Annotated in this window: 27 protein-coding genes and 1 pseudogene; 14 read left to right on the top strand and 14 right to left on the bottom strand. The window is 68.2% G+C overall.

Going from position 1 to position 26,020, the window contains the following annotated elements; genetic code table 11:
* Positions 1-10 precede the first annotated feature (10 nt).
* The gene (locus ACFY0P_RS24455; RefSeq protein WP_067257776.1) at positions 11-883 is read right to left on the bottom strand and encodes an alpha/beta fold hydrolase; all 873 of its coding nucleotides are present in this window, start codon (positions 881-883) and stop codon (positions 11-13) included.
* Positions 884-948: 65 nt separating this feature from the next.
* Here ACFY0P_RS24455 and ACFY0P_RS24450 point away from each other — a divergent pair, with 65 nt between their 5' ends.
* A complete protein-coding gene (locus ACFY0P_RS24450; protein ID WP_388916762.1) occupies positions 949-1,554 on the top strand; it encodes a CGNR zinc finger domain-containing protein in 606 nt (201 codons plus the stop codon).
* Positions 1,555-1,588: 34 nt separating this feature from the next.
* Here the strand turns inward: ACFY0P_RS24450 and ACFY0P_RS24445 are convergent, their stop codons facing one another.
* Positions 1,589-2,062 carry a helix-turn-helix domain-containing protein gene (locus ACFY0P_RS24445; RefSeq protein WP_306504923.1) on the bottom strand — a complete coding sequence of 158 codons (474 nt, stop codon included), beginning with the start codon at positions 2,060-2,062 and terminating at the stop codon, positions 1,589-1,591.
* A 139-nt stretch (positions 2,063-2,201) separates the two neighbouring features.
* Here ACFY0P_RS24445 and ACFY0P_RS24440 point away from each other — a divergent pair, with 139 nt between their 5' ends.
* On the top strand, positions 2,202-3,215 hold the full coding sequence (locus ACFY0P_RS24440) for an NADP-dependent oxidoreductase (protein ID WP_388916759.1): 1,014 nt from the start codon (positions 2,202-2,204) through the stop codon (positions 3,213-3,215).
* Positions 3,216-4,877: 1,662 nt separating this feature from the next.
* On the opposite strand, the gene ACFY0P_RS24435 is transcribed toward ACFY0P_RS24440, so the two are convergent.
* The gene (locus tag ACFY0P_RS24435) at positions 4,878-5,717 is read right to left on the bottom strand and encodes an alpha/beta fold hydrolase (RefSeq protein ID WP_067257768.1); all 840 of its coding nucleotides are present in this window, start codon (positions 5,715-5,717) and stop codon (positions 4,878-4,880) included.
* A 68-nt stretch (positions 5,718-5,785) separates the two neighbouring features.
* Here ACFY0P_RS24435 and ACFY0P_RS24430 point away from each other — a divergent pair, with 68 nt between their 5' ends.
* Positions 5,786-6,457 carry a TetR/AcrR family transcriptional regulator gene (locus tag ACFY0P_RS24430; protein ID WP_234357682.1) on the top strand — a complete coding sequence of 224 codons (672 nt, stop codon included), beginning with the start codon at positions 5,786-5,788 and terminating at the stop codon, positions 6,455-6,457.
* A gap of 346 nt (positions 6,458-6,803) precedes the next feature.
* On the opposite strand, the gene ACFY0P_RS24425 is transcribed toward ACFY0P_RS24430, so the two are convergent.
* Entirely contained in the window at positions 6,804-7,391 is a 588-nt protein-coding gene (locus tag ACFY0P_RS24425; protein ID WP_055705477.1) for a TetR/AcrR family transcriptional regulator, read from the bottom strand.
* Between the two features lie 167 nt (positions 7,392-7,558).
* Here ACFY0P_RS24425 and ACFY0P_RS24420 point away from each other — a divergent pair, with 167 nt between their 5' ends.
* Positions 7,559-8,272, top strand: a complete 714-nt coding sequence (locus ACFY0P_RS24420) for an SDR family oxidoreductase (protein WP_055705478.1) — start codon at positions 7,559-7,561, stop codon at positions 8,270-8,272.
* 252 nt (positions 8,273-8,524) lie between these two features.
* On the opposite strand, the gene ACFY0P_RS24415 is transcribed toward ACFY0P_RS24420, so the two are convergent.
* From ACFY0P_RS24415 to ACFY0P_RS24400, 4 genes are all read right to left on the bottom strand, one after another.
* The gene (locus ACFY0P_RS24415; RefSeq protein WP_055705479.1) at positions 8,525-9,358 is read right to left on the bottom strand and encodes an enoyl-CoA hydratase/isomerase family protein; all 834 of its coding nucleotides are present in this window, start codon (positions 9,356-9,358) and stop codon (positions 8,525-8,527) included.
* A 119-nt stretch (positions 9,359-9,477) separates the two neighbouring features.
* A complete protein-coding gene (locus ACFY0P_RS24410) occupies positions 9,478-10,284 on the bottom strand; it encodes a strictosidine synthase (RefSeq protein WP_351476505.1) in 807 nt (268 codons plus the stop codon).
* 31 nt (positions 10,285-10,315) lie between these two features.
* Entirely contained in the window at positions 10,316-11,182 is an 867-nt protein-coding gene (locus ACFY0P_RS24405) for an alpha/beta fold hydrolase (RefSeq protein WP_383459312.1), read from the bottom strand.
* A 66-nt stretch (positions 11,183-11,248) separates the two neighbouring features.
* The gene (locus ACFY0P_RS24400; protein ID WP_388916752.1) at positions 11,249-12,244 is read right to left on the bottom strand and encodes an NADP-dependent oxidoreductase; all 996 of its coding nucleotides are present in this window, start codon (positions 12,242-12,244) and stop codon (positions 11,249-11,251) included.
* 157 nt (positions 12,245-12,401) lie between these two features.
* Between ACFY0P_RS24400 and ACFY0P_RS24395 the strand changes: the two genes are divergently transcribed.
* A complete protein-coding gene (locus ACFY0P_RS24395) occupies positions 12,402-13,025 on the top strand; it encodes a TetR/AcrR family transcriptional regulator (protein WP_067257758.1) in 624 nt (207 codons plus the stop codon).
* A 191-nt stretch (positions 13,026-13,216) separates the two neighbouring features.
* Here ACFY0P_RS24395 and ACFY0P_RS24390 read toward each other — a convergent pair whose 3' ends face one another.
* From ACFY0P_RS24390 to ACFY0P_RS24380, 3 genes are all read right to left on the bottom strand, one after another.
* Positions 13,217-14,227, bottom strand: coding sequence for an enoyl-CoA hydratase/isomerase family protein (locus tag ACFY0P_RS24390; RefSeq protein ID WP_388916749.1), 1,011 nt, complete (start codon positions 14,225-14,227; stop codon positions 13,217-13,219).
* 163 nt (positions 14,228-14,390) lie between these two features.
* On the bottom strand, positions 14,391-14,615 hold the full coding sequence (locus tag ACFY0P_RS24385; protein WP_388916746.1) for an iron-containing alcohol dehydrogenase: 225 nt from the start codon (positions 14,613-14,615) through the stop codon (positions 14,391-14,393).
* Positions 14,612-14,761 carry an iron-containing alcohol dehydrogenase gene (locus ACFY0P_RS24380; protein WP_388917281.1) on the bottom strand — a complete coding sequence of 50 codons (150 nt, stop codon included), beginning with the start codon at positions 14,759-14,761 and terminating at the stop codon, positions 14,612-14,614. Before ACFY0P_RS24380 ends, ACFY0P_RS24385 begins: the two co-directional genes overlap by 4 nt.
* A gap of 469 nt (positions 14,762-15,230) precedes the next feature.
* Between ACFY0P_RS24380 and ACFY0P_RS24375 the strand changes: the two genes are divergently transcribed.
* From ACFY0P_RS24375 to ACFY0P_RS24360, 4 genes and pseudogenes are all read left to right on the top strand, one after another.
* On the top strand, positions 15,231-16,142 hold the full coding sequence (locus tag ACFY0P_RS24375; protein WP_055705486.1) for an alpha/beta hydrolase: 912 nt from the start codon (positions 15,231-15,233) through the stop codon (positions 16,140-16,142).
* Positions 16,143-16,327: 185 nt separating this feature from the next.
* Positions 16,328-18,217 (top strand): propionyl-CoA synthetase, encoded by a 1,890-nt coding sequence (locus tag ACFY0P_RS24370; protein WP_388916743.1) that lies wholly within the window; start codon positions 16,328-16,330, stop codon positions 18,215-18,217.
* Positions 18,218-18,253: 36 nt separating this feature from the next.
* Positions 18,254-18,589: pseudogene (locus tag ACFY0P_RS24365) on the top strand (transposase); the annotation flags it as partial.
* Complete coding sequence (locus tag ACFY0P_RS24360) at positions 18,586-19,005, top strand: hypothetical protein (protein WP_387861782.1); 420 nt, start codon at positions 18,586-18,588, stop codon at positions 19,003-19,005. The pseudogene ACFY0P_RS24365 and the gene ACFY0P_RS24360, both read left to right, overlap by 4 nt.
* A gap of 73 nt (positions 19,006-19,078) precedes the next feature.
* On the opposite strand, the gene ACFY0P_RS24355 is transcribed toward ACFY0P_RS24360, so the two are convergent.
* Entirely contained in the window at positions 19,079-19,507 is a 429-nt protein-coding gene (locus ACFY0P_RS24355) for an ester cyclase (protein ID WP_159106840.1), read from the bottom strand.
* 364 nt (positions 19,508-19,871) lie between these two features.
* Between ACFY0P_RS24355 and ACFY0P_RS24350 the strand changes: the two genes are divergently transcribed.
* Positions 19,872-20,144 (top strand): hypothetical protein, encoded by a 273-nt coding sequence (locus tag ACFY0P_RS24350; protein WP_387861778.1) that lies wholly within the window; start codon positions 19,872-19,874, stop codon positions 20,142-20,144.
* A 646-nt stretch (positions 20,145-20,790) separates the two neighbouring features.
* Complete coding sequence (locus ACFY0P_RS24345) at positions 20,791-21,858, top strand: alkene reductase (protein ID WP_362243929.1); 1,068 nt, start codon at positions 20,791-20,793, stop codon at positions 21,856-21,858.
* Positions 21,859-22,059: 201 nt separating this feature from the next.
* On the opposite strand, the gene ACFY0P_RS24340 is transcribed toward ACFY0P_RS24345, so the two are convergent.
* Positions 22,060-22,560 carry a PaaI family thioesterase gene (locus ACFY0P_RS24340; protein ID WP_388916739.1) on the bottom strand — a complete coding sequence of 167 codons (501 nt, stop codon included), beginning with the start codon at positions 22,558-22,560 and terminating at the stop codon, positions 22,060-22,062.
* A 92-nt stretch (positions 22,561-22,652) separates the two neighbouring features.
* On the opposite strand from ACFY0P_RS24340, the gene ACFY0P_RS24335 reads away from it, so the two are divergent.
* On the top strand, positions 22,653-23,120 hold the full coding sequence (locus tag ACFY0P_RS24335) for a helix-turn-helix domain-containing protein (RefSeq protein WP_109005512.1): 468 nt from the start codon (positions 22,653-22,655) through the stop codon (positions 23,118-23,120).
* 102 nt (positions 23,121-23,222) lie between these two features.
* On the top strand, positions 23,223-23,795 hold the full coding sequence (locus tag ACFY0P_RS24330; protein ID WP_109005513.1) for a TetR/AcrR family transcriptional regulator: 573 nt from the start codon (positions 23,223-23,225) through the stop codon (positions 23,793-23,795).
* Between the two features lie 273 nt (positions 23,796-24,068).
* Here ACFY0P_RS24330 and ACFY0P_RS24325 read toward each other — a convergent pair whose 3' ends face one another.
* On the bottom strand, positions 24,069-24,671 hold the full coding sequence (locus ACFY0P_RS24325) for a TetR family transcriptional regulator (protein WP_388916735.1): 603 nt from the start codon (positions 24,669-24,671) through the stop codon (positions 24,069-24,071).
* Positions 24,672-25,100: 429 nt separating this feature from the next.
* Between ACFY0P_RS24325 and ACFY0P_RS24320 the strand changes: the two genes are divergently transcribed.
* Positions 25,101-25,973, top strand: coding sequence for an alpha/beta fold hydrolase (locus tag ACFY0P_RS24320; RefSeq protein WP_383459335.1), 873 nt, complete (start codon positions 25,101-25,103; stop codon positions 25,971-25,973).
* The last annotated feature ends 47 nt before the right edge of the window (positions 25,974-26,020 follow it).

The following is a 26,020-nucleotide window of genomic DNA, read 5'->3' as shown; positions in this document are numbered from 1 at the left end:
GGTGGCTGGGTCACCGACTCGCCTCGTGGGCCAGGAACGACCGCAAATGGCCCAGCAGTGCATCTGGTTGCTCTTCCGGGATGAAGTGGCCGCACTCCGGGATTTCTGCTCCGGTGACGTCGTCCGCGTAGGCGCGCCAGATCTCCAGCGTCGGCAGGCGGGAGGGCAGCCCTGCGGAACCCCAGAGCGCCAGTACCGGCATGGTGAGGCGGCGGCCCTCGGCGGCATCGATGTCGTCGAGGGCGACGTCCTGCTCCATGGCGCGGTAGTCGTCGAAACTCGCGCGCATGGCACCAGGGCGGGAGAAGGCTCGGACATATCTGTCGACCGCTTCGGGTGTCAGCCCGTGCCGGTTATAGGTCCATCGCTCGAAGAAGTACTCGAGATACCCGCGTACGTCGTGCCCCACGAGCCGCTCGGGAAGGTCCGGCTGCATCTGGAACAGCCAGTGCCAGTACCCGGAGGCGAGCGAGGCGTCCAGCCGGCGGAACATCTCCCGGGTCGGCACGATGTCGAGCACAGCCAGCCGTTCCACCTGATCGGGGCGGTCCAGCGCCCAGCGGTGCCCCACGCGAGCGCCCCGGTCGTGACCCACGACGGCGGTCGTCTCGAAGCCGAGTGCTTCGACGAGGCTCGCCATGTCGGCGGCCATCCGCCGCTTGTCGTATCCGGTCGAGGGCTTGTCGCTCAGGCCGTAGCCACGCAGGTCGGGTGCCACAACGGTGTGGTCGGCGGCAAGATCCGCCAGCACCGGCTGCCAGCAGTCGGAGGTCTGCGGCCAGCCGTGGAGCAGGACGAGCAGAGGACCGGATCCCGCTCGGAGGTAGTGCAGGCGGACCCCGTCCACCTGCGTCACGCCTGTGGTCACAGTGGGCTGTCCCATGGATGCGCCTCCCCGGCATGAACTAACCCTCTTAGAGGGTTAAAGCTAACGTGCAGAATGAAGGCGTGGCAACGGACGACACGTGGATCTGGGACGGCGGGCGGGTCTGTCTGGACTTCACCAACACCCTCCGCCACCGGTGGCGACCCACGCCGGGGGAGACGCTCCGGAACCCGGGCGATCTCACCCTCTGGCTTCAGCGGGCCGGACTGCTCACACCGGGCATCCCGGATCCCGTGGATGCCGCCGTCCTGGCATCGGGCCGACGGCTGCGCGAGGCGGTCGACCGGGCCGTACTCGCGGTCTCCGACGGCCGACTGCCCTCCTCCAGCGACGTCGTACTGCTCAACGAATCGGCAGCACAGGCGCCCCGGCCGGCGCCGCAAATCACCATCAAAGGCGGTCACTTGGAGCCCGCCGACACCACGACCATGGCACCTGATTCCGCGACCGCGCTGGCGCTGATCGCGCAGGACGCCGTAGACCTGCTCCTGTCGACCGAGATCCGGCGCGTACGCGTGTGCAGCGCGGACATGTGCGCCCTGCGCTTCCTGGACCGCTCGCCCGCCCACAACCGCCGCTGGTGCTCGATGTCCCGCTGCGGCAACCGCACCAAAGTCCGCCTCCACCAGGCCCGAGCCAGACGGAGTGAGCGCACCCCGGCGGACTGAGCCCACCTGGACCCCTGCCGCCACCGCGCTCAGCTCACTCCGCGGGCCTCAGACGAAATGCGGGGCCGGGGACACTCTCGATGTCCTCCGCTAGCACGGCGTGGCCGCGTTCGCAGCGGATCTGGGCATCGACGTGCGCACCGCATCCGCGGTGTCGCGTCAGCACGGCAGGGCCCTCCGGGTCGGCGCGGTAGCGGTCGCCCCACTGCAGGAGCCCCATCACAGCCGGGACCAGATCCACGCCCTTGGGTGTGATCACGTACTTCGGCCGACTCCGCGAACCCGGCTCCTTGTAGGTCTCGGTGGCCAGGATCCCTTCCTCGACAAGCATCCGGAGCCGGGCAGCGAGAAGGTTGCGGGGACAGCCGAGGACCCGTTCGAAGTCACTGAAGCGGGACGAGCCGTACCAGACCTCGCGCAGGATCAGGATCGTCCACTTCTCACCCACGACCTCAAGGGTCCGAGCGATCGAGCAGTTCGACATGTCCCGGTCGAGTCGGGTGTCCATGCCGGCGTCCTGAAGAGCTTCCGTCCTCGCATCCATGAGGGTGATTCTAACCCGACCTGAGTTTACTTTTCCATACTCAACAAGTAGCGTCATGACCACACGCAGACGACCGAGAAGATCACATGGAAAGGCGGCCGACATGAAGGCATTCGTCGTCGAAAAGTACGGCAAGGACGGCGTGCGCGCCGCCGAGGTACCCGAGCCCAGCGTCGGTGACCGCGATGTTCTGGTCAGGGTGAGCGCCGCGAGCATCAACCCGCTGGACAAGATGGTCCGCAACGGGGAGTTCAAACAGCTGTTGAAGTACAAGCCTCCGTTCGTGCTCGGTCATGACGTGGCCGGCGTCGTGACGCGGGTCGGTTCCGCCGTGCGCGGCTTCGAAGTCGGCGACGAGGTCTACGCCCGTCCGCGCGACCTGCGGATCGGAGGCTTCGCGGAGTACATCGCGATCGACATGGACGACGTCGCGCCCAAGCCGGTCTCGCTCACCCCGCAGGAGGCGGCCGCGGTGCCGCTGGTGGCCCTGGCCGCCTGGCAGGTCCTCGTGGACCAGGCCCATGTGAAGCCGGGTCAGAAGGTGCTCGTCCACGCCGGTGCCGGCGGACTCGGATCGACGGTCATCCAGCTCGCCAAACACCTCGGTGCCACCGTGGCGACGACCGCGAGCACTGATTCCGAGAAGCTGGTCCGAAGCCTGGGTGCCGACGTCGTCGTCGACTACACCAAAGAGGACTTCTCCAAGGTGCTGTCCGGCTACGACCTGGTGCTGGACGCCGTGGGCGGGGCGAACCTGGAGAAGTCGCTGACCGTGCTGAAGCCCGGCGGCCTGGCTGTGAGCGTCGTGGGCCCGCCGGACGCCGGGTTCGCCGGGCAGCTCGGCGCTCCCTCCTTCCTGGGGCTGGTCATGAACGTGCTCAGTCGCAAGATCCGCAAGCAGGCGAAGGCCCTGGGCGTTCGCTACCAGTTCTTCTTCATGCAGGCCAATGGCTCCCAGTTGCGCGAGCTCGGCGCCCTCTACGACAGCGGGAAGCTCCGCCCGGTCATCGACAGCACCTTCCCGTTCGATCAGACGCTCGAGGCGATGGCTTACGTCGAGCAGGGTCGCACCACGGCCGGCAAGGTCGTGGTCTCGATGACGCCCGACAGCAACTGAGATCAGGCCGGTCACACGGCATCCTCCTGGCATGATCACGCGGGGCCGACGACGCGACGGCAGGGGCGAGAGGCGCTCGCCGCGTCGGGCGAAACACCATCGACGGCTCGCGTGTCCCGACGCTCATGACGGACACGGGAGTTGTCCAACGGCGTCCTCTGCTCCGGCCCCGAATCCGAGGGCTGCCGGCGGCCGCAACAGTCTGCGGAGCCCCGTGCCCCGAGTGCCTTGGATTGCATCCAGGGAAGTGGTGTACGGGTTCGATCTGATCCGGGGTTTGCTCCGGCATCGGGTCGGTGCCCGCATAGATGAACGGCCATCGGCTGATCTTCGAGGTGTCGAAGCCCGAAGGACGTCAGCACGATGACCGCACCTGCCAGTGCCCCCGCACGCCCTCGCCGAGGACTACCTCGCCGCGCCGAGTCCCGATCTGCTGCGCGCGACGGGCTGAACGTTCGCCGACACGCTCATGCCCGGGACCTGCGCACATACGTGGCATTCCTGTGGTTCACGCGACGCAGGCGGGACCGGCGTGACGCGTCCATGGACCACCGAGCGGCGTTCGAGTGGCGGCGGCGTCGTGATGAGCGTGGCCCTCGTTCGGAAAAGGCGAGTTGGGACCGGGAGGTGTCCACGGTCAACGAGTTCTACCTGTGGGCAGGACGTCGTGAGGGCCGATCCCATCCGTCAGCGCGCGGGCTTCAGTGTGGTCGCCGTGGCGGGACGGGGCTGGCGGCACGATGGTGCGGCAAGTGCCGGCCGCGGCACTACGCCACCCTGGTCGACGTGCGCTTCCGGCCCCGCATCCCGGCGCCGGCCCGGCCTGCGACGCCGACGGAACCCTCCGGATCCGACGTACGTACGGAAGCCAACCTGAGCCGGCCACGGAAGGAGAACACCGACCTGCGCGCACTCTGGCTCTGTACGAGGAGGCCATCCGCCGGCCGGCTCTCGAAATCGGCGCACTGCACAGCGGCGGCACCGTTCTTCCACTGCCAACCGCAGCAGGCCTGCGCCGCCCGGGCCCTCCTGAATCCGACACCCCCCCAGGCGCCTGGCGTGCGAAAGGACGTCGGGCGCAGCGCGCAGCCGACTATCGATGATCAAGGAATCACCTGCTGGACAGCGGACGAGATCCAGAGGCGTTGCGCTGATGACCGAGCTCGGGCAGTTCGGCGGCGGCGGTCAGGCGCTCTACGACCCCGTCTCGGCGAGCAAAGCCTCAGGGACCGGTCCGGCGACTATCCCCGCCGCCCCCGGGCCGACTCGCCCAGCGGACCGTCCCGGGGCACGCTGGAAGGAGCGGCGTCGCCCACGTCGTCAAGGCCAGCAGCGAGGGCGTCGAGTGGCTCTGCCCGGATACCACGATCGAGCGGATCGCCGCCCAGTGGCTGGACCTCAGGCGCTCCTCGTCGTGGTCACCGACGGAGCGGCCGGCGCCCACGTCTTCGACGCCCGTGCGGCACGTATCAGCCGTCCCGGCCGGAGGGTCGCGGCGGTGGACACCGTGGGAGCGGGCAGGGCAGCCGGGCGACGGCGCACCCCGCCTCGCTCACGGAGGATGCGCCTACCTCGGCCAGCCGCTCCGGCGGCCGGGGTCCGGCCTGCCGGATTCTCGCGCACGGACCAGGCGTCAGCGACTGCACCGAAGCCCTGCAGGCGTTACTCGTCGAGGAACTGAACGGCGTGCTTCAGAAACCGCTCGGGATACTGGAACTGCGCTCCATGCCCGGCATCGGGGTAGATCAGCAGTTGCGCGTTGGGGATGTTCTGGGCGAGGTGCCAGGAGTTGATCGAGGCGATCATCACGTCGTTCTCGCCGTTGAGGACCAGCGTCGGCTGGGTGATCGCGTTCAGGTGGGCGTAGGGGTTCTCGCCCGGCAGCGGTTCCGCGTAGGCCATAGTCGCTTCGAACTGCGCCTGTGCGACCGCGGGCGAGCTCGGCGGGTCCTGGTCGACCCGCTGGTGACGGCGCTCCCAGAAGGCCTTGCCCGCTTGCTTCGCGGCTTCCGAGCGGCCGAAGAACAGGAAGAGGAAGTCCTCCAGGGTGGGGACCGGGTTCAGGGCGTACTGAGGCACCTGGGGGTCACTTGTCGGGTCCCCGCCTCGGAGGCCGGTGCCGAGCAGGAGGAGCTTGCGCACCAGCTGGGGGTGGCGCAGCGTGACTTCCTGCGCCTGGAAACCGCCGAGCGAGAAGCCGAGCAGGTCGACCTGCTCCAGCCCCAGTGCCCGGATGACCGCGGCGATGTCGTCGGCCATGTCCTCGATCCGATTACGGGGCGTGCCCGATGACGAGGCGACGCCGCGGCCGTTGAACAGGATGACCTCACGGCCTTCCGCCAAGCCGTCGGTGAGCAGCGGGTCCCAGTTGTCCATCCCTCCACGGAAGTGCTGGACCAGGAAGATCGGGACGCCCGAGGGCTTGCCCCAGCGCCGGTAGGCGAACCGGTCGCCGTCAACCTCGATGTACTGAGTCGGTGCGGTCACATGCGTGTCACTCATGGCCTGAGCCTTTCTGGAGGGGGTGAGCAATACGATGACGATCGTAATCTAAAAAGTCAACCTCTTCGATGTCGATCGACATCTATGTATGCTGGACCGTCGAGCGCCGATCGACGAAGGGACGGCTGGACATGCGGGTCACCAAGGCACAGGCAGAGCAGAACCGTGCCCACATCGTCGCGACAGCCTCCAGGCTGTTCCGTGAGCGCGGCTACGACGGTGTCGGTGTGGCAGAGCTGATGGCGGCCGCCGGGTTCACCCACGGCGGGTTCTACAAGCACTTCCGCTCCAAGGCCGACCTGATGGCCGAAGCGTCCGCGAGCGGGCTCTCGCAGACCGTGGCACGGGCACAAGGTCTGGACCCCGCCGAGTTCGTCGAGCGCTACGTCTCGCGGGAGCATCGCGACGGGCGCAGCGACGGCTGCACCATCGCGGCCCTCGGCGGCGACGCCGCACGTCAGCCGGCGGACATCAGAACAGAGTTCGCAGCCGGGATCGAGAACCTGCTGACGGCCCTTCAGCCCCAAGGCGATACACCGGGAGATGCGGACCAGCGCGCGGCCCGCATGATGGTGATCGACATGCTCGCCCATTCGGTCGGCGCGATCATGTTGTCGCGGGCATGCCCGGACGGCTCTCCGCTGGCGGACGAGATCCTCGATGTCTGCCGCAAGGAGATTCTCGCGTCACTGGCACAGGTCAACAGCGACCAGCTGGCGGCAAGCAGTCCGGAGACCTGACCGCAGCCGACCGACGCAAGCCCAGCCCAATACCTTGAACAGCACGAGGCCAGCTCCCAATTACCTCAGCACTAACACCGGCAGCACCACCCCGCCGCCCTTTCGGGCGACCATTTTCAACGCGGTCCAGGCGCGGGGTGGGAGTGTGACCCGACGCCGTACAGGTGGGCAATCTCGGGAATCCCAGCAGCACGCGGTGGCGGTAGCCCTCCGGCCGGCCGCCCCAGCCGTCCAGTCGTACCGGTATGGGCAGCAACGTCCGGATGACCTGCCATTCGGGGATTCGGGCCATACCGCAACCGAGGACTGCCCGGATGGTCACCCGGGCCGGAGACCGGGCCGCACTTCAGCGAGGCAGCAGGACCTCGACCTGCCCCCGGATGTCCTGCACGATCTCCTCCACGCTCAAGGCGATGTTCACGCTCACCGCCATGCTGAGGAACATCACGGCGGACACGATGTGTGCCAGCGTCGCGGCGTCGCCCTCGGTGACCCGCTCGTCTCGGCGCAGCACGGCGGCGACGGCCTCCTCGGTCTGCGCGACGATGGCGAGTGCCGCGCCGTGCCGGGGCTCCTCGGGGTCGCCGAAGACCATCTCTCGCAGGTAGGTGCGTCCGTTGTCGATCTGGACGCGGTTGCACTCGACGATCGGCCGGACGATCGCCAGCACCGCGTCCAGCACGCCTGGGACGGTCTCGGCGTCCGCCCGGCCCCGCTCAAGTGCTTCGACGTACTTGGCGTTCTGGACAAGGAGGAGGAGTTCGCCCTTGGTCTTGGCATAAAGGAACAGGGTCCCGGTGCCGATGTCGGCCTTGTCCGCGATCTGCTGGGTCGTGACCTCATCGACGCCGTGCTCGGCGAACAGATCACTGGCGGCAGCGACAATGCGGTCGAGTTTCTCCTGCTTGTTCCGCTCGCGCCGGCCGAGAGGCATGGCGGTGTCCTCCAGGAATAGATTCTGACTGTAATCAGTTATGATTGTACTCAATGTCATGTGGGCTCGAATGTGGCTCCGCTCATTCTCCCATCGCTGTGCGATGTGTCCTTGCCCCATCCGTGCGCAGCCACGTACTTCACATCCCCCGCGGAAAGAAGGAACCCATGCCCTCCCTCGATGGAGCAGTCGTCCTCGTCACCGGCGCCAATGGCGGTATTGGCACCCACTTCGTCCACGACGCCCTGGCGCGCGGCGCCGTCAAGGTCTACGCCACCGCCCGCTCCCCCCGCGCCTGGGACGACGACCGCATCGTCCCCCTGACCCTTGACGTGACCGACCGCACGTCGATCGACGCGGCCGTGGCCGCCGCGGCGGATGTCACCGTGCTCGTCAACAACGCTGGCGCCACCCCGCCGAGCGCGAGCCTGCTGGACGTCACCGAGGCAGACATCCGGGCGAACATGGAGACGAACTTCTTCGGACCGGTCTTCCTCGCCCGCGCCTTCGCACCGATCCTCGCCGCCAACAAGGGGTCAGTCCTCATCGACGTGCACTCCGTTGCCAGCTGGTATGCCTTCGGCGGCGCCTACAGCGCCTCCAAGGCCGCACTGTGGTCGGCCACCAACTCGTTGCGCATCGAGTTCGCACCCATGGGCGTCCACGTGACGGGGGTGCACATGGGCTACGTCGACACCGATATGGCCGCGCACGCCGACGGCCCCAAGATGCTGCCGACACAGCTGGTGACGACCGTCTACGACGCCGTCGAGGCCGGAGAATACGAGGTCCTGGCCGACGACTTGACCAAGGGGGTCAAGGCGGCTCTGAGCGGCCCGGTCGAGGCGCTTTACCCGGACCTGCACAGCACGGAAGCCTGAGCTTGTTGTTCGGTCCCGACGCGATCTCTTCACGTCGGGGACCCAGTGATCCATGGCGTGCGAACGGTCGGCCGACCAGTGTCCAGAAGCGGTGCACCGTCGCGGCCGTCGAGCGGTGGAGGACATCGGCGGTCGATCCGGCAGCAGCCCGATCCGACCATCGTGCCGAAGACGTCGGAAATCAGGTGGGCCCCGCGGCAAATGAGGACGGACGCAGCATCCGCTGCATCCGTGCTCACTTTCTGATGGGTGTCAGCTTTGCTGGTTGGCGATGCCGATGTAGTGCCCGAGACGGTACTCGAAGTCGATGCCGGCCTGTTCGACGACGGCCTGCGTGCCTGCGGCCCGGGTGAGGAAACCGGGAAGCGTGAGGGAGTGGGCGAACTCGCCGTACGCGGCGACCAGGTCCCCGTCCGGGGGCAGGGTTGCCCGGTTGATCTGGGCTTTGGCCGAGGCGAGTGAGGCGCGGTCGAAGGAGGCGAGTCGGGCGGCGACGGTGCCGACGAAGGCGTCGAGTTCGCTGTCGGGGAGGGCGCGGGTGATCCAGCCCCAGCGTTCGGCGGTGTCGGCGTCGTAGTCGTCGCTGGTGAGGATGGCTTCCAGGGCGCGGTCGCGTCCGATGGCCCGGGGCAGGCGTTCGCTGCCACCACCGCCGGGCAGCAGTCCGCTGCCGACCTCGGGCTGTCCGAAGATCGCCTTCTCACGACTGGCGTAGCGCAGATCGAGAGCGAGGGCGAGCTCGTTCCCGCCGCCGCGGGTGCGTCCACGGATGACCGCGATCGTGATGTACGGCGCTTTGGAGAGTTCCAGGACCAGATTCGTCCAGGCCGGCACCGCGTCCGGGTCCTCGGGGGCGGGGAAGTCGGCGGCGGCGGCCAGGTCGAAGTGGTTGTAGAAGAAGTCGGGGGTGGCGCTGTCGAACAGCACGACCTGGATGTCCGGGTCAGTGGCCAGTTCGGTGACGATCTCGATGAGGCGCAGGACGGTCTCGCCGACGATGAGGTTGACGGGCGGGTTGGCGAAGGTGATCTTCGCGATCTGCGGTGAGGTGCGCTCGTAGTGGATGGTGCTCTGCTGCTCGCTCATGGCTGGCTCCGGATGCGTGGTGGGTATCAGACGGCGATTGGGGTGCGAGGAGGGCAAGGAAGCCGGGGCGGATGGATGTGCCGAGCAGATCCGGCGGTCCCGTTTCCCGTCTGCGCTGCTCACTCCTGGTAGTGCGGGAGGATCTCGCCGTTCTTGACGTAGGTGAGGGCGGCGGCGACGTCGTAGGCGTGGATCGCGGAGACCTGCGGTGCCAGCCGGTCGGACAGGTCCTCGATCGCGTTGCCGCTGAAGAAGGCGTCCCGTGCCGCGGTGTCGGTGAACCCGAGGCTGACCGAGGCGTGGAAGCGCTGGTCGTGGGGGTTGTCGTGGGCGACGTCCGGGGTGTCCCAGAGCTTTTTCGTCCAGGGCAGGAACGTCTGCGTGCGCAGTTCCTTCAGCACTCCGGTGCCGGCGAGCGCGGGGGCGAGCTCCTCGTTGACGAACTTCCGCAAGGCGCCGGCGCCGACCCCGTCCCTGCGGCGAAGGTAGATCAGCGCGCGGGCACCGACCGTCTCTCCGGGGCCCGCGACGTCGTACCACCGGGAGGAGTTCGGCGGGCCGGCGTAGAGCAGGGTGCGGCGGAACACGTTGATCTCGTCGGCGTAGGCCAGCTTCGTCTGCTCGCGCCCTTTCAGGGGTGCGAGCACCGATTGGAAGGTGACTTCCGCGACGCCGTCGATCTTCCGGTCTGCTGGGATCGCGGTCTGGACCCCGTCGATGGCCGGCCACAGGCCCGTGTTCTGCTCGGCGAGGTGGATCTGCCGGTACTCCTCCAGCCCCGGGGTGGCGGAGATGATCCCTGAGTGCGGGCCCTTCCAGTGGTCCATGCCGGTCTGGCGGGGCTGGTCGGTGCGCACCCACAGCAGGATCGAGGAGGTGAGAGGCTTCTTCACTTCCGGGGGCGCGGCGACCGGTGACGTGCTCATGATGTTGCCCTTTTTCCTGGTCAGGTGGTGGTCATCGAGCCAGGAACTCGACCGCGACGGGGGCGAACTCCTGGTGGTACTGGAAGATGCCGCCGTGCCCGGAGTCGGGGTAGATGATCAGCTCGCTGCCCTTGATGCGCCGGTGCAGGTCCTCCGACAGGACCGACGGCACCATGCGGTCGTTGTCGCCGTTGGCGATCAGGGTGGGCTGCGTGATCGACGACAGGTCGTCAGGGGCGGAGCGCCCCCACTTCTTGATGGCCTTCAGCTGCGTCTGGAACGCCTTGGTCTTGATGTCCGCGTCGCGGTCGACGGTGCGCTCCTTGAGCCGGTTGACGAACGCGCGTGCGGCGGGCTTGCCGGTGGCATTGCGGTTGAAGAACAGGAACTCCTTGGGGTCCGAACGGGTCAACGTGGCACGCAGGATGTCCCAGTAGGTGACTCTGGCGACCTTGTCCATGTCCTTGCCGCCCTTGGGCCCGGTGCCGGTGAGGACCAGCTTGCGGACGAGCTCGGGGTGCTTCACCACCAGGGCCTGGGCGACCATGCCGCCGAGGGAGAACGAGAAGACGTCGATCTTGTCGAACCCGAGGGCCCTGATGAAGGTGTAGGCGTCGTCGGCCATCGCCTCGACACTGTCCGGCACCTGGCCGGTGGACGCCCCGACACCGCGGTTGTCGAAGGCGATGACGTGACGTCCCTTCGCGATGGGGTCGATGATGCGGGGGTCCCAGTTGTCCAGGGTCGCGGCGAGGTGGACGAAGAAGACGACGGGGATGCCGCCCTTCGGTCCCAGCTCGCGGTAGGCGTAGGTGACGCCGCCTGCGCGGACGGTGCGGGCCGGGGCCTTCGCGTAGGAGGTGATGACGGGTTCGTTCGGGGCGTCTGTGCTGCTCATGACCGATTCTCCTTGCGTGTTCTGTGTCGCTGTGTGTTTCGTGTCGCCCGTCGCGGTTGCGGCGGGTCAGCTGTTGCCGATGACGGCCTTGCCGCGGATGCCGCCCTGAGACAGGGACTGCAGCGCGTGCGGGGTCTGGTCGAAGGGGAACACCTTTCCCACGACCGGGCGCACCGCGCCCTGGTCGATGAGGGTGGTGATCCGGCGGAGCTGGTCGCCGCTGGCGTGCATGAACAGGAACTCGTACGTCACGCCGAGCTTCTTCGCCTGCTTGCGGATCTTGCGGCTCAGGGCTGTGACCGCCAGGCGCAGCAGCGGATTTAGGCCGGCCTGGCGGGCGAACGCGGGGTCCGGGGGACCGGCGATCCCGATGGCCTTGCCGCCGGGCCTGAGCACCCGCAGGGACTTCTCGAGGGTCTCTCCACCGAGGCTGTCCAGCACCAGGTCGTAGCCGGTCAGGAGCTGCTCGAAGTCCTGGGTGCGGTAATCATTCACCGTGTCCGCGCCGAGCGCGCGCACGTAGGCCGCGTTGGAACCGCTGGCAGTGGTGGCGACACTCGCGCCGAGGTGCGCGGCGAGCTGGATCGCGATCGAACCGACCCCGCCGGCACCGGCGTGGATGAGCACCTTCTGCCCGGGCCGCAGCTTCCCGCGCTCCACCAGCGCCTGCCATGCCGTGAGCGCCGCCAGCGGCAGCGAGCCGGCCTCTTCCATGCTGATCGAAGCGGGCTTGAGCGCCAGGTCGCCCTCCGCTACGGCGATGCGCTCGGCGAACGTGCCGATGCGGTCCTGGTGGGGCCGGGCGTAGACCTCGTCTCCGGGCTTGAAGCCGCGAACCGCCGTCCCGACGCGGACGACGGTGCCCGCGACGTCGTTGCCCAGGATCAGCGGCAGCTTGTAGGGCAGGATCTGCTTGAACTCACCGGCGCGGATCTTCTCATCCAGCGGGTTCAGCCCGGCGGCCTCCACTCGCACAAGCACGTCGTGCTCCCCCACGGTGGGCTCGGGGACCTCCGCCTCCTGCAGCGGCTCCTTGTACTTGGTGACGACGAACGCTCGCATGGGGCGCCACTCCTGAGACTTGTCCTATTTATCCAGGTCTGAGACTGGATCGGCAAACCCGGCGCGACATCCGGGGGCCTCACGACCTCGCACCATTCGGTCGATCCGAGTACACTCAACTATGAGTCCACTCATAATTATTGTCAAGGGGGTCCCCATGGGAAGCGATCACATGCCGACCGGGCGCCGCGAGAGGGCCAAACAGGACAAGCGCGAGCGCATCATGACCGCCGCCCGCGAGCTGTTCGCCGAACACGGCGTGGACAGGGTCACGACGCAGCAGGTCGCCCGCCGGGCCGATGTCGCCATCGGGACGCTCTACCTGTACGCGTCCACGAAGGCCGAGCTGCTGATCATGGTGCAGAACGAGAAGTTCGCCGCCGCCGTCGATTCCGGCCTCGCCGCCGCCGACGCCGCCGTAGGACAGGGCGCGCTGGAGCGGGTCATCGCTCTCATCCGCCCCCTGGTGGAGTGCGTGCGGGAGCACATCGAGAACGGCCGCACCTATCTGCGCGAACTTGTCTTCGGCGACCCGGCCGAGCCATACCGGCAAGTGGGTCTGACCCTTGCCGGCCGCGTCGAGGACGGCATCACGGGCCTGCTCACGCGCAACGAGGACATCGGCGCCGCCGACGCGGCAACGCTGGCGCGGGTGATCACCGCGATCATTCACATCAGCACCACCGCCACCGTGTGCCTGCACCGCAGCGACGAGGCCGTGCTCGCCGACATCCGCGACCAGGTCCACGCCACCCTGGCGCAGCACATCCGCGCCGCATGACCGCTCGCTCCACGAGCCGACCATGTCCCCGGAACGGGGGCACTTCGTGAGCACGCGCTACGGCGTGGTCACCATCGGCGGCGGAAGCGCGGGCACGTCACCGCGATCCGCGCCGCGCAACTCGGCAAGAACAACCTGTCCGGCAGTGCGGCAGTGCGGACAACGGGCAGCCGCTCACCCTGCACTACCGGTCAGGCCGGCGGCGTCTGTCCGCCCTGCGCCTCACGTTCCCAGATGGGACTGCGGTCCTTGTCGACCAAGGCCGCTCGGACGCCCTCCAGGAAGTCCGGCGTGCGGATGGTCGTGCGCGTGAGAGTGAGCTCGGCGGCAAGGCACTCGCGCAACGTCTGCTGTCTGCCCCGGGCCAGCAGGTTGTGAGTGATCTCCAAGCTCTGCGGCGAGGCGGACTCCAGGGCGATCAACGCGTCTGACGCCCAGGCGGTGTCGAGGTGACGCAGGCGTTTCTCGATCTCACCGAGGGTCGGCGCGCCGAACGCCCAGTCCATCTCCCCGCGTACCTCCGCCAGCCAGCTCGCCCCCACCGGAGAACGGTTGGCAAGGCGGTTCAGGACGACGTCCACCGGGGCGCCTGGGCTGTCCGCCAGGGCGTCTGCGACCGCACCGAGCCTGTCCGTGGGGACGAAGTGCGTGGCCAGCCCCGCGTACAGGGCGTCGGCAGCGTCGAGACGGTGCCCGGTCAGTCCCAGGTACATGCCTATCGCGCCGGGCAGCCGCGGCAGAAAGTAGCTGGCCCCGATGTCGGGGAAGAAACCGATCCCGGTCTCGGGCATCGCCAGCACCGCACGCTCGGTGACGACGCGGAAGGTGCCGTGGACCGACAGACCGAGACCACCGCCCATGCACATGCCGTCGATGAGCGACACGACCGGCACGGGATACTCAGCGATCCGGGCGTTGAGCCGGTACTCGGAGGCGAAGAACCGCTCACTGGCCTCGGCATCCCCAGCGAGGCTGTGCTCGCGGATCGTGCGGATGTCGCCGCCGGCGCAGAAGGCCTTCACACTGGTGCTGGCGATCACCACAGCGGACAGCGGTGTGTGCCCCCATGCGGCGAGCGCACCGTCAATGGCCGCGACCATGCCTGTCGTCAGGGCGTTGAGCGCCTTGGGTCGGTTCAGAAGGATCCGGCCGACGCCCCGGTGCACGTCGGTGAGAACCTCGCCCTCAGCAATGTCAGTCATGCGTCTCATCTCGTACTCCGCGCGGACCTGGCTGTTGTGCCATCACCGTTCCTCCGTCGCCGACTGTCGCCCCTCATGGCTGAGCAGGCGCTCGTGTCCGGAACCCCGCCAACAACCCCGTTGTGCCCACCGTGGACGAGATCCAGGACCTCTACCCGCAGATCTACGGCTGAAGGTCAAGATCCTCGCACAGGTCGCGGAGCGCCTCCACGAACCTCCCGGCCGCCAGGGCATCGCCGTCGCCGTCGGCGGCGACTCCGAACGCGCGGGCGGAGTCGGCGTACCGGCTCTCGGCGGCCGGTACGGAGAACGCCGTCACCGCGGGGAGGAGCATCGCGTTCGACAGACCATGAGCGACGTGGAAGTGCGCGCCGATCGGGCGGCTCATGCCGCGCCATGGGCGACTCGCCCCACGCCATCTACCCCGGCAAGGACGAGAGCGTTCAGCGCGAGGCCGCCGGAGAGCGGATTTGCCTTGCGGCTCACGTACGCCTCGACGGCACGACTGAGCGCGTCGACGACGGCGACCGACAGGAACGCCGGTCCCGAACAGAGTCATCTTCTCGTCCGTGGCGCTGTCGTGATGCTGAGGTTCGTGTGCGGAGCCTTGTAGTCCCGCATCCGGCCGCCCTGTACGCCCCACAGGCAGGCCGGCGCCAAGCGAATCGGTCGTCGGATCCGGGACGGTCCCGGCAGACAGACACGGCTGCAGTCCGGCGTCCTCACGCATCACCATCAGGCGTTCCGCCGCACCGGCCCAGGCGACGGGGGGACTGCTCCTCCCAGACAGTCGGACCTCAGACCGCTGATCCGCAACGGCAGAGATTCTGGAGCGTTGATCACCCTCGGCCGCCCGCACTGCGCCGCCGCGCCCGCAGCCAGAGGTGCCCCTTACTCTTCTGGGTTTACTTTCTTATACTCAGCCAGTAGCGTCTGGACCAGCACATCAACCTGGCTGCACGCGGGACGTGGGCGTGGCAGCAACCTGCGAAGGAGCACCACCATGGGCGTAAGCCGAGAGGCACACGAGTTCGCGGAGTTCCTCGCGAGCGTGAGCGCGAAGTCGTCGACACCCGGTCTCGACCTGGCCGTCATCCGCGACATCGTGGACTCGAACCACAAGGCGTCGACCGAGCCGGAAGGCGTCACGTACGCCGAGGTGGACGCGGGCGGCGTTCCCGCCCTCTGGGCCATCCCCGAGGGCGCCGATCCCGACAAGGCACTGCTCCACTTCCACTTCGGCGGATCCGTCACCGCCTCCATGCACTCGGACCGCAAGGCCGCAGGCCACATCGCCAAGGCAGCCGGAGCCCGCTCCCTCGTCGTGGACTTCCGCCTGGCGCCCGAACACCCCTACCCGGCGCAGCTCGACGACGCCGAGACGGCGTACCGGTGGCTGCTCTCGCAGGGCTACGAGCCGCGGAACATCGGCAGCACGGGCCACTCGATCGGCGGCACCCTCGCGGTGATGCTCCCGCTGCGCCTGCTCGCGAAGGGCGAGGCGACGCCGGGCGCGATCGTCAGCGTCTCGCCGTGGACCGACCTCACCATCCAGAACGCGTCGGTGGACGAGAACGAGGACAACGACAAGATGCTCAGCAGGAGCACCCTCGAACTCTTCCGAGGAGCCTGGCTGCAGGATCCCGCCGTGGACTTCACCGACCCCGCGATCAGCATCGCAAACGCCGATCTGACCGGCCTGCCGCCCACGACCGTCCACTACGGCGAGTACGAGACCCTCGCCGACGACGGCGCCGAACTCGGCCGACGCCTCGCGGACTTCAAGGTCACCTCAGAGGTCCACCCGATGCCCGAAGGGCAGCACTCGTTCATCCTGGGCGCCGGGCGCGTACCCGAGGTGGACCAGGCGATCCAGCAGATGGGCCAATGGCTGCGCAAGCACCTCGGCGCGTGAGCTGAAGGCACACTGGGCGGAGCGGCCCTTCGGCCGGACCGCCGCACCACCGCGACGCCGGTGACCGGTTCCCGCCGGTCGCCGGCATCCTGCCAGACCATGTCGGCCGGCATGCGGTGCCTGTGTCCGACACAGTTCCCCACCCAGCCACATCACCGTCCCTTGATGCCACAAAGGAGTGCGCGATGGGAACATACGAAGATGTCTTCCGCGCCAGTACCGAGGACCCGGAGAGCTTCTGGCTGAAGGCAGCGGAAGGCATCGACTGGGATGTCACTCCGCACCGCGCCCTGGACTCCTCGGGCGCACCCTTCTACCGCTGGTTTCCCGACGGACGGCTCAACGTCTGCTTCAACGCGCTCGACCGGCACATCGAAGCCGGCCGGGGCGAGCAACCCGCGCTTGTCCACGACTCCCCCGTGACCGACACCCGACGCACCTACACCTACGAACAGCTAAGGGACGAGGTGGCGGCCTTCGCCGGAGCACTCGCACAGCTCGGCGTGGGACACGGCGACCGCGTGGTCATCTACATGCCGATGGTCCCCGAGGCCGCCGTCGCGATGCTGGCCTGCGCACGCATCGGCGCGGTCCACTCCGTCGTCTTCGGCGGATTCGCCGCACGCGAACTCGCCCTTCGCATCGACGACGCCGCCCCCAAAGTGGTCGTCTCCGCCTCCTGCGGCATCGAGGGCAAGCGCGTCATCGCGTACAAGCCCCTGCTCGACCAGGCGATCGAACTCGCGGCCCACAAGCCGCAGAAGAGTGTCATCCTGCAACGCCCACAGGAGACGGCCGAGTTGGGGCCTCACGATCTCGACTGGGCCGACCTGGTGGCTACCGCGCCACCGGCCGACTGTGTTCCCGTCCCCGCAACCGACCCCCTCTACATCCTCTACACCTCCGGAACCACCGGAAAGCCCAAGGGAGTCGTGCGTGACTGCGGCGGCTACGCGGTCGCCCTCCACTGGTCGATGGGCGCCGTGTACGACGTGGGCCCGGGCGAGACCATGTTCACCGGCTCCGATGTCGGCTGGGTCGTCGGGCACTCGTACATCGTCTACGCGCCCTTGCTGGTCGGCGCGACCACGGTGCTGTACGAGGGCAAGCCGGTCGGCACCCCGGACGCGGGCCAGTTCTGGCGGGTGGCCGCCGAGTACCGGGTCAAGACCATGTTCACGGCGCCCACCGCCTTCCGGGCGATCAGGAAGGAGGACCCGAAGGGGGCGCTCACCGCCGGCTACGACCTCTCCCACCTGCGCTATCTCTTCCTGGCCGGTGAACGCCTCGACCCCGAGACCTATCACTGGGCGAGCGACCTGCTGGGCGTCCCGGTGATCGACCACTGGTGGCAGACCGAGACCGGCTGGCCCATCGTCGCCAACCCTGTGGGCATCGAAGCCGCGCCACTGAAGCCCGGCTCCCCGACCCGCCCGCTGCCGGGCTGGGACGTCCGCGTCCTCGACGCTTCGGGCAAGCCGGTGCCCGCGGGCGTCGACGGCGCGATCGTCGTGAGGCTTCCCCTGCCGCCCGGCGCGCTCCCCACGCTCTGGAAAGATGACGACCGCTACGTCGCCTCCTACCTCTCCGCCTACGACGGCTACTACCTCACCGGCGACAGCGGCCACCTCGACGACGACGGCTACGTCTTCGTCATGGGCCGCACCGACGATGTCATCAATGTCGCCGGACACCGGCTGTCCACCGGCAGCATGGAAGAGGCCCTGGCCGCCCACCCCGACGTCGCCGAATGCGCCGTCATAGGCGTCGCCGACGAACTCAAGGGACAGATCCCGCGCGGCTTCGTCGTCCTGAAAGCCGGCAGCGACCGCGAACCGGGCGAGGTCGAGGCCGAACTCGTCCAGCTCGTACGCGAGCGCATCGGCGCCGTCGCCTCCCTCAAGGACGTCACGGTCGTGGCCGCCCTGCCCAAGACCCGCTCGGGGAAGATCCTCCGCAAGACGATGCGCGGCATCGCCGACGGCCACGACGAACCCATCCCCTCCACCGTGGACGACCCCGGTGTCATCGAGACCCTGCGCCCTGTTCTCCGCCGCGCCGGTCACACCCCGTGATCGGTCGCGTGGAAGGCCGCGCACCGTTCGGTCAGCGGCCACCAGGGACGGTACGAGATGCGGGAGATCGTCAACGCGCTCCTCTACCAGGGCCGCACCGGCTGCCAGTGGGACCTGCTTCCGCACGACCTGCCGCCGGGCGGCGCGGTGATGTACCAACTTCGCCAAGTGGCGCGACGACGGCACCGACCAGACCATCCACGACCTGCTGCGCTGGCAGGTGCGGGAGATGGCGCGGCGGAAATCGGACCCGAGCCTGGTGGTGCTCGACACCCAGAGCATGCATGCGGCGGCCGGGTGCCCGCGGAGTCGACGGGGTGTGATGCGGCAAAAAAGTACCGGTCCGCAAGCGCGGCCTGGCGCAGCACATGACCGGCGGGGAGCTGACCCTCGGGGCGGTGCTGGCCCGGCTGGAGGAGCGGGAACGGGAGATCGCCGCGCTGGCCGAGACGACGGGAGAGCAGATCGAGCAGCTGACCGCACGGCTGGACGAGCTCGGCAGGGCCGCTGAGGAGATCCGGATCACCCGCAAGACACTGCTGGAGCTGCCCGATCCGCAGCCACCCGCGCCGCCGGCGCCGAAGCTGCCCGACCATCCGGCCTACCGGCAGATCCTGGCAGTATTCACCGCGGCCGACGCTCCGCTGCGGGCGCGGCAGGTGTGCGAGGCGATGGACATGGAGATCGCCAACACCTTCAACAACACCCGCCTGAAGCTCAAGCGGCTGACCGAGCGCGGAATCCTGGTCGAGACCGGGCAGGGTTCGTTCACCCAGCCGCGGCCGTAGCCGCCCGGCGGCTGCGGCCGGCCCGCCTGCCCCTCCCCAAAGGGGGAAACAGGCATCAACTCACGTAACCCTCTCAGGATTGCAACTGGGCGAAGAGCGTCGCCAGGTCGATGAGGCCCCAGTGGTCGGTGAGCTTCCCGTCGGCCACCTTGAACATGCGGACCTCCAGCACCTTGATCGATCGGCCGGTGGCGGGAGTGCCGTTGAAGGACCCGGTGTTCGTGCCGGTGAGGATGAAGCTGATCGCGAACCAATCGTCCTCGGCGACGACACGGACCGGCGTGGCGGCGAAGTCGGGGACCGCGTCAAGGAACGACGCAAGCACCGCGCGGGCCTCCTCGAGGCCGGTGGTGGTGCCATCGGCGGCGTGGTTGCGGAAGTCCGGCGCGTACAGGGCGAACAGGGCGTCGAGGTCGCGCAGGTTGACGCGCCTGACGTACTCATCGGCAAGCCGGTGCAAGTCGGCGGCGGACGTTCGGGGCTCGGCGTTCGAGGAAGACATGTGCTTCTCCAATGTGGATGGACGGAGCGACTCCGCCCCGGTGACGGACAGGGGAATCGGATCGAACAGGCGGGTTGGACGAGCAGGGTCTGGCACGTTTCCGACTTGCGCGAGTGCGACCGCCCCTTCCGAGCCCGGGACCCACCGGTCACGAGCGTCATCACGGGGAGGACGACCACTCATTACCTTATGATCGTAATTCTATCGGAGCGACCGAGAGGCCGCAAGCAAGTTCCGAGGTGAGTGGGATCGTGTGGCGGCCTACCGGTCGAGCACGGGGGCACGCCGTCAGCCGTGAACGTCACGGCGGAGAACGGGGCGCAGCGTGTGCGGCAGAAAGCGCCGCGTCGGTGACGACGAACACTTGACGATCAACCGGAAGACCATTACTCCTCTCGCTGACCGTCTCCCGGCCCAGACCGCCGCGCCCGACCTGCCCGAGCACCCGAACTACCCCCGCATCCTCGCCGTCTTCAACGAGGTCACCGGCCCCCTCCGGGCCCGTGATGTCTACGAAGCCCTCGACCACGAACCGCTGCCGAAGAACATCGATGGCACCCGCGCCAAGCTGAAACGCCTCGTCAGGCTCGACGTCCTCACCGAGGCCGACGCCGGCAGCTTCACCAGAAAGCAGTAGCCGACCAAGCCCCGCGACCAGCAGCCCTGCCCCAACCTCACCTGCAAACGGACAACACCTCACGAACCGCCCTCCGAGAGCTGGAGGAACTGGTCTTCACCCCCCGAACTCGCGGTCAGTGAACTCGTGGTCACCGAACTGGTGACGACCGCCATCCGCTACGGCAAGAGCCCTGTCAAACTGCGGATGATCCTTCAGTCCGCCCTGACGAGCGAATCTCCGACGCCAGCAGCACCGCCCCGCACCTGCGCCGCGCCCAGGTCTCGACGACGGCGGCCGCGGCCTGCCTCGTCGCCCACCCCACCGAATACTGGAGCACACGGCACACCCGCAAGGACAAGGTCATCCAGGCGGAGCAGGCGGTTCCAGCTGCCGTTGCGGAACTCCCGCCGCTCTGGCGTGAGGTCCTTGCGCGAGCTGCGCCGCACGGCTTCGCACCCCCTGCCGGGCCCCACTTGCCGCAGCTCACCCGAACCGCTTAGTATTATGTTCGTAATTTGATAGGCCACTGCCGACTGCGACTCGACCGGCGGGCGCAGGGCGGGTGCGTCTTCGGACCCGGAGACAGAAGAGCCAGCTGTCCACGTCCACGCGGTGTCCGCCCCCGCCCTTTCGGCACCACCACACACCACCTGAGGAATGACCCATGCTCAACGCCCTGTGGAACCCGACCGTCGTCGGAGAGATCGCCCTGCCGCACCGGCTGGCCATGGCCCCCCTGACCCGCAGCAGGGCCACCCCGGACGGCGTGCCGACCGAGCTGAACGCCGAGTACTACGCCCAGCGCGCCTCGCACGCGCTCATCATCACCGAGGGCACCCAGCCCTCCGCCGACGGCCAGGGCTACCCGGTGACCCCGGGCATCTACACCGAGGATCACATCGCCGGCTGGCGCAAGGTCACCGACGCCGTACACAAGGCCGGCGGACGCATCGTCATCCAGCTGATGCACACCGGGCGCATCTCCCACCCGGACAACACCCCCCACCACCGGCAGCCGGTGGCACCCTCCGCGATCAAGCCGGGCGGCCAGACGTTCACCCCGTCCGGGCTCCAGGAGATGCCGGAGCCGCGCGAACTGTCCACCGAGGAGGTCGCCGCGACGGTCGACGACTTCCGGCGCGCCGCCGCGGCCGCCATCGCGGCCGGCGCCGACGGCGTCGAGATCCACGGGGCCAACGGCTACCTGGTCAACCAGTTCCTCTTCCCCAGCACCAACCAGCGCACCGACCAGTACGGGGGCTCCCTCGACAACCGCATCCGTTTCGCGGTGGAGGTCGCCACGGCCGTTGCCGACGAGATCGGCGCCGGCCGCACCGGCATCCGGATCTCTCCCGGCAACCCCTTCAAGCTCAACGACCTCGCGGAGAGCGACCCGCACGAGCTCTACCCGCACCTCCTGCGCGCCCTCGCCCCCCTCAACCTCGCCTACCTGCACATCGGTCACGGCGGCGACGAGGAACTCCTCTCCACCCTCCGCAAGTTGTGGCCGACCACGCTGATCCTCAACCGGGCCGGTGCCGACATCGCCGCCCGCGCCAAGGACGTCGAAGACGGTCTGGCCGACGTCGTCACCGTCGGCACCATGGCCCTCGCCAATCCCGACCTCGTCGAGCGCGTACGCGCCGGCGCCCCCCTGAACACCCCCGACCCCGCCACCTTCTACGGCGGCGGCGCGGCCGGCTACACCGACTACCCCACCCACGCCGCCTGACGAAGAGCAGCCCGGCGCCCGAGGGAACCACCACCTTCGCCGCCTCGACACAGCTGCGGCGCACGGAGGCCGGCGACCCGAGGAGTTACGGGCCGCGACCGACCTGCGCCGCAGCGGTTTCACCTCACACCCCGGCGCTCTGCGCCGCGATCGAGGCAGTGCGACGTCACGGCCCGGACCGATACCGGTCGCCGCCGAGGCTCACACCTGCGAGGGTGACACCGGGAAGAGCATGCAGCTGCTGGTGGCGTGGGCGAGCAGACGGTCCGTGCCGTCGACCAACTGCGCCTGGGCCAGGGCGGTTTTACGGCCCTTGCTGACCACCGTGCCGATGGCGCGTACCGTGCCCGTGTCCACGGTGATCCGTCGCAGGAACTTCACCGTGAGGTCGAGCGAGGTGTACGCAACGCCCTGCGGAAGGGTCGACTGGACCGCGCAGCCGGCCGCCGAGTCGAGCAGGGTGGCGAAGATGCCACCGTGCACGCTGCCGATCGGGTTGTAGTGCTCCTCACCCGGTGTCAGGGAGAAGACCGCCCTGCCGGGCTCCACCTCGCTCAGAGTGAAGTCGATGGAGTAATTGATGGGCGGCGCCGGCAGTCGCCCCGCCTGCAACTCACGCAGGAAGTCGATGCCGGCCATGCGTCCGGCGGCTTCCGCCAGGATCGCGGGATCTTCCCATTGATACGTACGCGTTCGTCCCACGGCCGGGCACCTTCCATCTGACTTTTGAAAACGAAGCTAGTTTCCCGCTCACCTGACTGTCAATGACGAAGCCAGACCCTTACGCTGGCGGGATGGAGTGGCTTGAGGCGAGCACGGAGAACTGCCCCGTCCAGCGCACGCTCGACGTGGTCGGAGAGAAATGGACGTTGCTGATCTTGCGTGACGCCGTCAACGGAGTCCGCCGCTTCGACGACTTCCACCGCCACATCGGCCTGTCGGAAGCCGTCCTCAGCGACCGCCTCCGGAAGCTGATCGCGGCCGGCATCCTGAAGACCGTCCCATACCAGGAGCCGGGCAGCCGCTCCCGCAACGAGTACCGCCTGACCCGCAAGGGCTGGGATCTGTGGCCTGTCCTGATGGCGCTGAGCCAGTGGGGCGAGGCGTACGCCCTCGGCCCCGAGGGGCCCGTACTGGACATCCGTCACACCGACTGCGACGCCCCGGTCCGCGTCGTCGTCGAGTGTTCCGCGGAGCACTCCACCCTCAGCCCCGCGGAAGTCACCGCCCGACTCGGACCCGGTGCCCGCATCCGGTCGTGAGCACGCCGGTCATGGGGTCGCCAGTCATGATATTACGTGCGTCAGGCCATGGATTACCCTTGAGTGCGAAGCATGGCCTTACGGAGCGAACGGAGAAAGCTCGTGGTGCGCTACGCCAAGGAGCACAAGCAGGTGACGCGGCGACGCATCATCGAAAAGGCCGGCCACCGGTTCAAGCAGGACGGCATCGACGGCTCGGGTATCTCCACGCTGATGGCGGACGCGGGGCTCACCAACGGAGCCTTCTACGCCCACTTCGCGTCCAAGGACGACCTCGTCGCCCATGTGGTGGCCGAAGAACTGCACACGCAGGTCGCGAGTTACAGCACCCTGCGGCCCGGCCGCCCGGGACTCGAGGACCTCATCCGCGAGTACCTGTCTCCCGAGCACCGGGACCACCCCGGCCTCGGATGCCCCTCCGCCGCCCTTCTCGACGAGATCGGCCGCTGCGAGGACGGGACCAGGCAGGCCTACAGCGACGGCGCGCGGGCCATCCTGGAGGAGATCTCCGCCCGCCTGACACCCGAGGACCCGCGGTCCGCTCAGGCCAAGGCCATCGGGCTGTTCACCATGCTGGTGGGGACGATGCAGCTGTCCCGCGCCCTGTCCGACCAGAAGCGCGCCGATGAGGTCCTTGAGCTGGGGATCGAGAACGCTCTCGCGTTCATGGGGTGAGGCGGAAGGCGAGGTCGCGTCAGTGAACGGGCGCCTCGAGCCGCTCGCCCAAAGGGCGCCACGCCCCTGAGGCACCACCCTCGGCCCAGACTACGACCGCACCGCACGCCTTTTGCCGCTCGAGGAACTCGAGAACCGTCTCCACGAACTGCCCGTGGAACTGGAAGATGCCGCCATGGCCGGCGTCGGGGTAGAGGACCAACTCGCCGTTCGGCACTCGCGCGCCAGGTCGACCGAGTTCCGGGTCGGAACCATCCAAGGGGTGCGGGTGTGTCACATCGCGGGGCTGGAATGCCCGTGCTCCACGCCCAGCAGGGCGAGGGCGTTGTGAATGCCCTGTTCGAGCAGTTCGTCCGCAAGCTGCCGGTCGGTGAGGGCTCGGGAGAGCTGGAGCGTCCCGGCCATCATGGCGTAGGCGCCGAGCGCCTTGGTGCGGACCGAGAGGGGATCGTCGGGTGCCAGGCGGGCGGCGATGCCGTCGATGACCATCAGTACGCCGTCGGTGTAAGCCTGCTTGGTCGGGTCTGTGCAGCGCCGGATTTCGTCGAGCAGGGCGGCGGAGGGGCAGCCGTCGTCGGAGCTGTCGCGATGCTGGGCGGACAGGTACCGGCGCACGATCTGCTCAAGTCCTGCGCGCCCGGGTGCCGCCTGCGCGACGATCCTCGCGTTCTGCGCCTGCAATTGGTCGGAGACCGCGGTGGCCACGAGGTCGTCTTTCGACGTGAAATGGGTGTAGAAGGCGCCGTTGGTCAGCCCCGCGTCCGTCATGAGGGTTGAGATGCCCGAGCCGTCGATGCCGTCCCGCTTGAACCGGCGACCGGCCGCCTCGATGATCCGCTGCCGGGTCGCCTGCTTGTGCTCTTTCGCGTAGCGCACCGCGCGCTCCTTTGCTCGTCGGAGAGGCTGCTTGCTCTTGGCGGGCACTCTTATCATTTTACATTTCGATCGTACTTCAATGGATTCGAGGCTCCGACGGCCGCCCGTTCGGCGGCGAGGTGCCGTGCCAGGTGGAGCGGTATCCCCTCACTCGGGGGCGTTCATTTGCGCACCATGGAGTGCGGTCGACTGCGGGGGCCCGCTTGCCATCCATCGTCTTCATGCACAGTATTATGAGTGTAATCCAATGTCCCTCGGTTGGCGCCGCCTCAGCGCTCGGCGAGGCGGATGCCGGGTGTGATCAGAACGAGCCGGATGACATGGGTCGGTACCCACCACTGTGTGACCTGGTCGACAGTGTCGGTGCAGTGCATCGGGCGCCGGCGAAGAGAACTCCGTCCTTGAAACTCGCTACAGAAGGACCTGGACATGAACACACCGCGGAATTCACCGTCCTCCTCGCCCTCGTCGTCGTACCAGAACGCGCCGACCCGCTCCGTGTCCGTCCGCGGCGAGGACTTCGCCTACCGGGAACTCGGCCCTGAGGACGGCGTACCGCTGATCCTCCTGATTCACCTGGCCGGGGTCCTGGACAACTGGGACCCGCGCGTCGTCGACGGACTCGCCGCACGACGCCGGGTCATCGCCTTCGACAACCGCGGGGTGGGCGGATCGAGCGGCTCCACGCCGGACACGATCGAGGCGATGGCCCGCGACGCGGTGCTGTTCATCCGAGCCCTCGGGTTCGACCAGGTCGATCTGCTCGGCCTGTCGATGGGCGGCTTCATCGCACAGGTCATCGCGGAACAAGAACCTCACCTCATCCGCAAGGTCATCCTGGCGGGCACAGGCCCCGCCGGTGGCCCCGGCATCGACAAGGTCCCGGCGCTCACCCTCCAGGCCACGCTCAAGGGCGCCCTGACCCGCCAGGATCCCAAGCTCTCCCTCTTCTTCACCGAAACCGAGGGCGGTCGGCGGGCGGGACGGGCCTTGCTGGAACGGCTGAAGGAGCGCACGCAACACCGCGACAAGGACATCTCATTGCCGGCGTTCCGAGCCCAGCTGAAGGCCATCAGACAATGGGGCCGTCAGGCGCCGTCGGACCTGTCGGAGATTCGTCAACCGGTGCTCGTGGCAAACGGCGAGAACGACCGCATGGTGCCCAGCCACAACACACTCGACCTGGCCGCCCGCCTGCCCAGGAGTGAACTCGTGCCCCTCTACCCGGATGCCGGACACGGGGGGATCTTCCAGTACCACGATGAATTCGTGGCAAGGGCACTCGAGTTCCTTGGGTCCTGAGCCCGAGCCAAGCCGCGCTGCCCGCACCTTCACGCTCGCACAACGCC

It is taken from the genome of Streptomyces sp. NPDC001714, from assembly GCF_042892755.1.
Taxonomy (GTDB): Bacteria; Actinomycetota; Actinomycetes; order Streptomycetales; family Streptomycetaceae; genus Streptomyces.
Note: the sequence above shows the minus strand (reverse complement) of the source record. Positions and strands in the feature narration are given on the sequence as shown.

Bases quoted from the DNA above. Each gene is read 5' to 3' on its own strand.
- ACFY0P_RS24455 (WP_067257776.1), bottom strand. From the start codon at position 883: ATGGGACAGCCCACTGTGACCACAGGCGTGACGCAGGTGGACGGGGTC.
- ACFY0P_RS24445 (WP_306504923.1), bottom strand. From the start codon at position 2,062: ATGGACACCCGACTCGACCGGGACATGTCGAACTGCTCGATCGCTCGG.
- ACFY0P_RS24440 (WP_388916759.1), top strand. From the start codon at position 2,202: ATGAAGGCATTCGTCGTCGAAAAGTACGGCAAGGACGGCGTGCGCGCC.
- ACFY0P_RS24435 (WP_067257768.1), bottom strand. From the start codon at position 5,717: ATGAGTGACACGCATGTGACCGCACCGACTCAGTACATCGAGGTTGAC.
- ACFY0P_RS24430 (WP_234357682.1), top strand. From the start codon at position 5,786: ATGTCGATCGACATCTATGTATGCTGGACCGTCGAGCGCCGATCGACG.
- ACFY0P_RS24425 (WP_055705477.1), bottom strand. From the start codon at position 7,391: ATGCCTCTCGGCCGGCGCGAGCGGAACAAGCAGGAGAAACTCGACCGC.
- ACFY0P_RS24420 (WP_055705478.1), top strand. From the start codon at position 7,559: ATGCCCTCCCTCGATGGAGCAGTCGTCCTCGTCACCGGCGCCAATGGC.
- ACFY0P_RS24415 (WP_055705479.1), bottom strand. From the start codon at position 9,358: ATGAGCGAGCAGCAGAGCACCATCCACTACGAGCGCACCTCACCGCAG.
- ACFY0P_RS24410 (WP_351476505.1), bottom strand. From the start codon at position 10,284: ATGAGCACGTCACCGGTCGCCGCGCCCCCGGAAGTGAAGAAGCCTCTC.
- ACFY0P_RS24405 (WP_383459312.1), bottom strand. From the start codon at position 11,182: ATGAGCAGCACAGACGCCCCGAACGAACCCGTCATCACCTCCTACGCG.
- ACFY0P_RS24400 (WP_388916752.1), bottom strand. From the start codon at position 12,244: ATGCGAGCGTTCGTCGTCACCAAGTACAAGGAGCCGCTGCAGGAGGCG.
- ACFY0P_RS24395 (WP_067257758.1), top strand. From the start codon at position 12,402: ATGGGAAGCGATCACATGCCGACCGGGCGCCGCGAGAGGGCCAAACAG.
- ACFY0P_RS24390 (WP_388916749.1), bottom strand. From the start codon at position 14,227: ATGACTGACATTGCTGAGGGCGAGGTTCTCACCGACGTGCACCGGGGC.
- ACFY0P_RS24385 (WP_388916746.1), bottom strand. From the start codon at position 14,615: ATGAGCCGCCCGATCGGCGCGCACTTCCACGTCGCTCATGGTCTGTCG.
- ACFY0P_RS24375 (WP_055705486.1), top strand. From the start codon at position 15,231: ATGGGCGTAAGCCGAGAGGCACACGAGTTCGCGGAGTTCCTCGCGAGC.
- ACFY0P_RS24370 (WP_388916743.1), top strand. From the start codon at position 16,328: ATGGGAACATACGAAGATGTCTTCCGCGCCAGTACCGAGGACCCGGAG.
- ACFY0P_RS24360 (WP_387861782.1), top strand. From the start codon at position 18,586: ATGACCGGCGGGGAGCTGACCCTCGGGGCGGTGCTGGCCCGGCTGGAG.
- ACFY0P_RS24355 (WP_159106840.1), bottom strand. From the start codon at position 19,507: ATGTCTTCCTCGAACGCCGAGCCCCGAACGTCCGCCGCCGACTTGCAC.
- ACFY0P_RS24345 (WP_362243929.1), top strand. From the start codon at position 20,791: ATGCTCAACGCCCTGTGGAACCCGACCGTCGTCGGAGAGATCGCCCTG.
- ACFY0P_RS24335 (WP_109005512.1), top strand. From the start codon at position 22,653: ATGGAGTGGCTTGAGGCGAGCACGGAGAACTGCCCCGTCCAGCGCACG.
- ACFY0P_RS24320 (WP_383459335.1), top strand. From the start codon at position 25,101: ATGAACACACCGCGGAATTCACCGTCCTCCTCGCCCTCGTCGTCGTAC.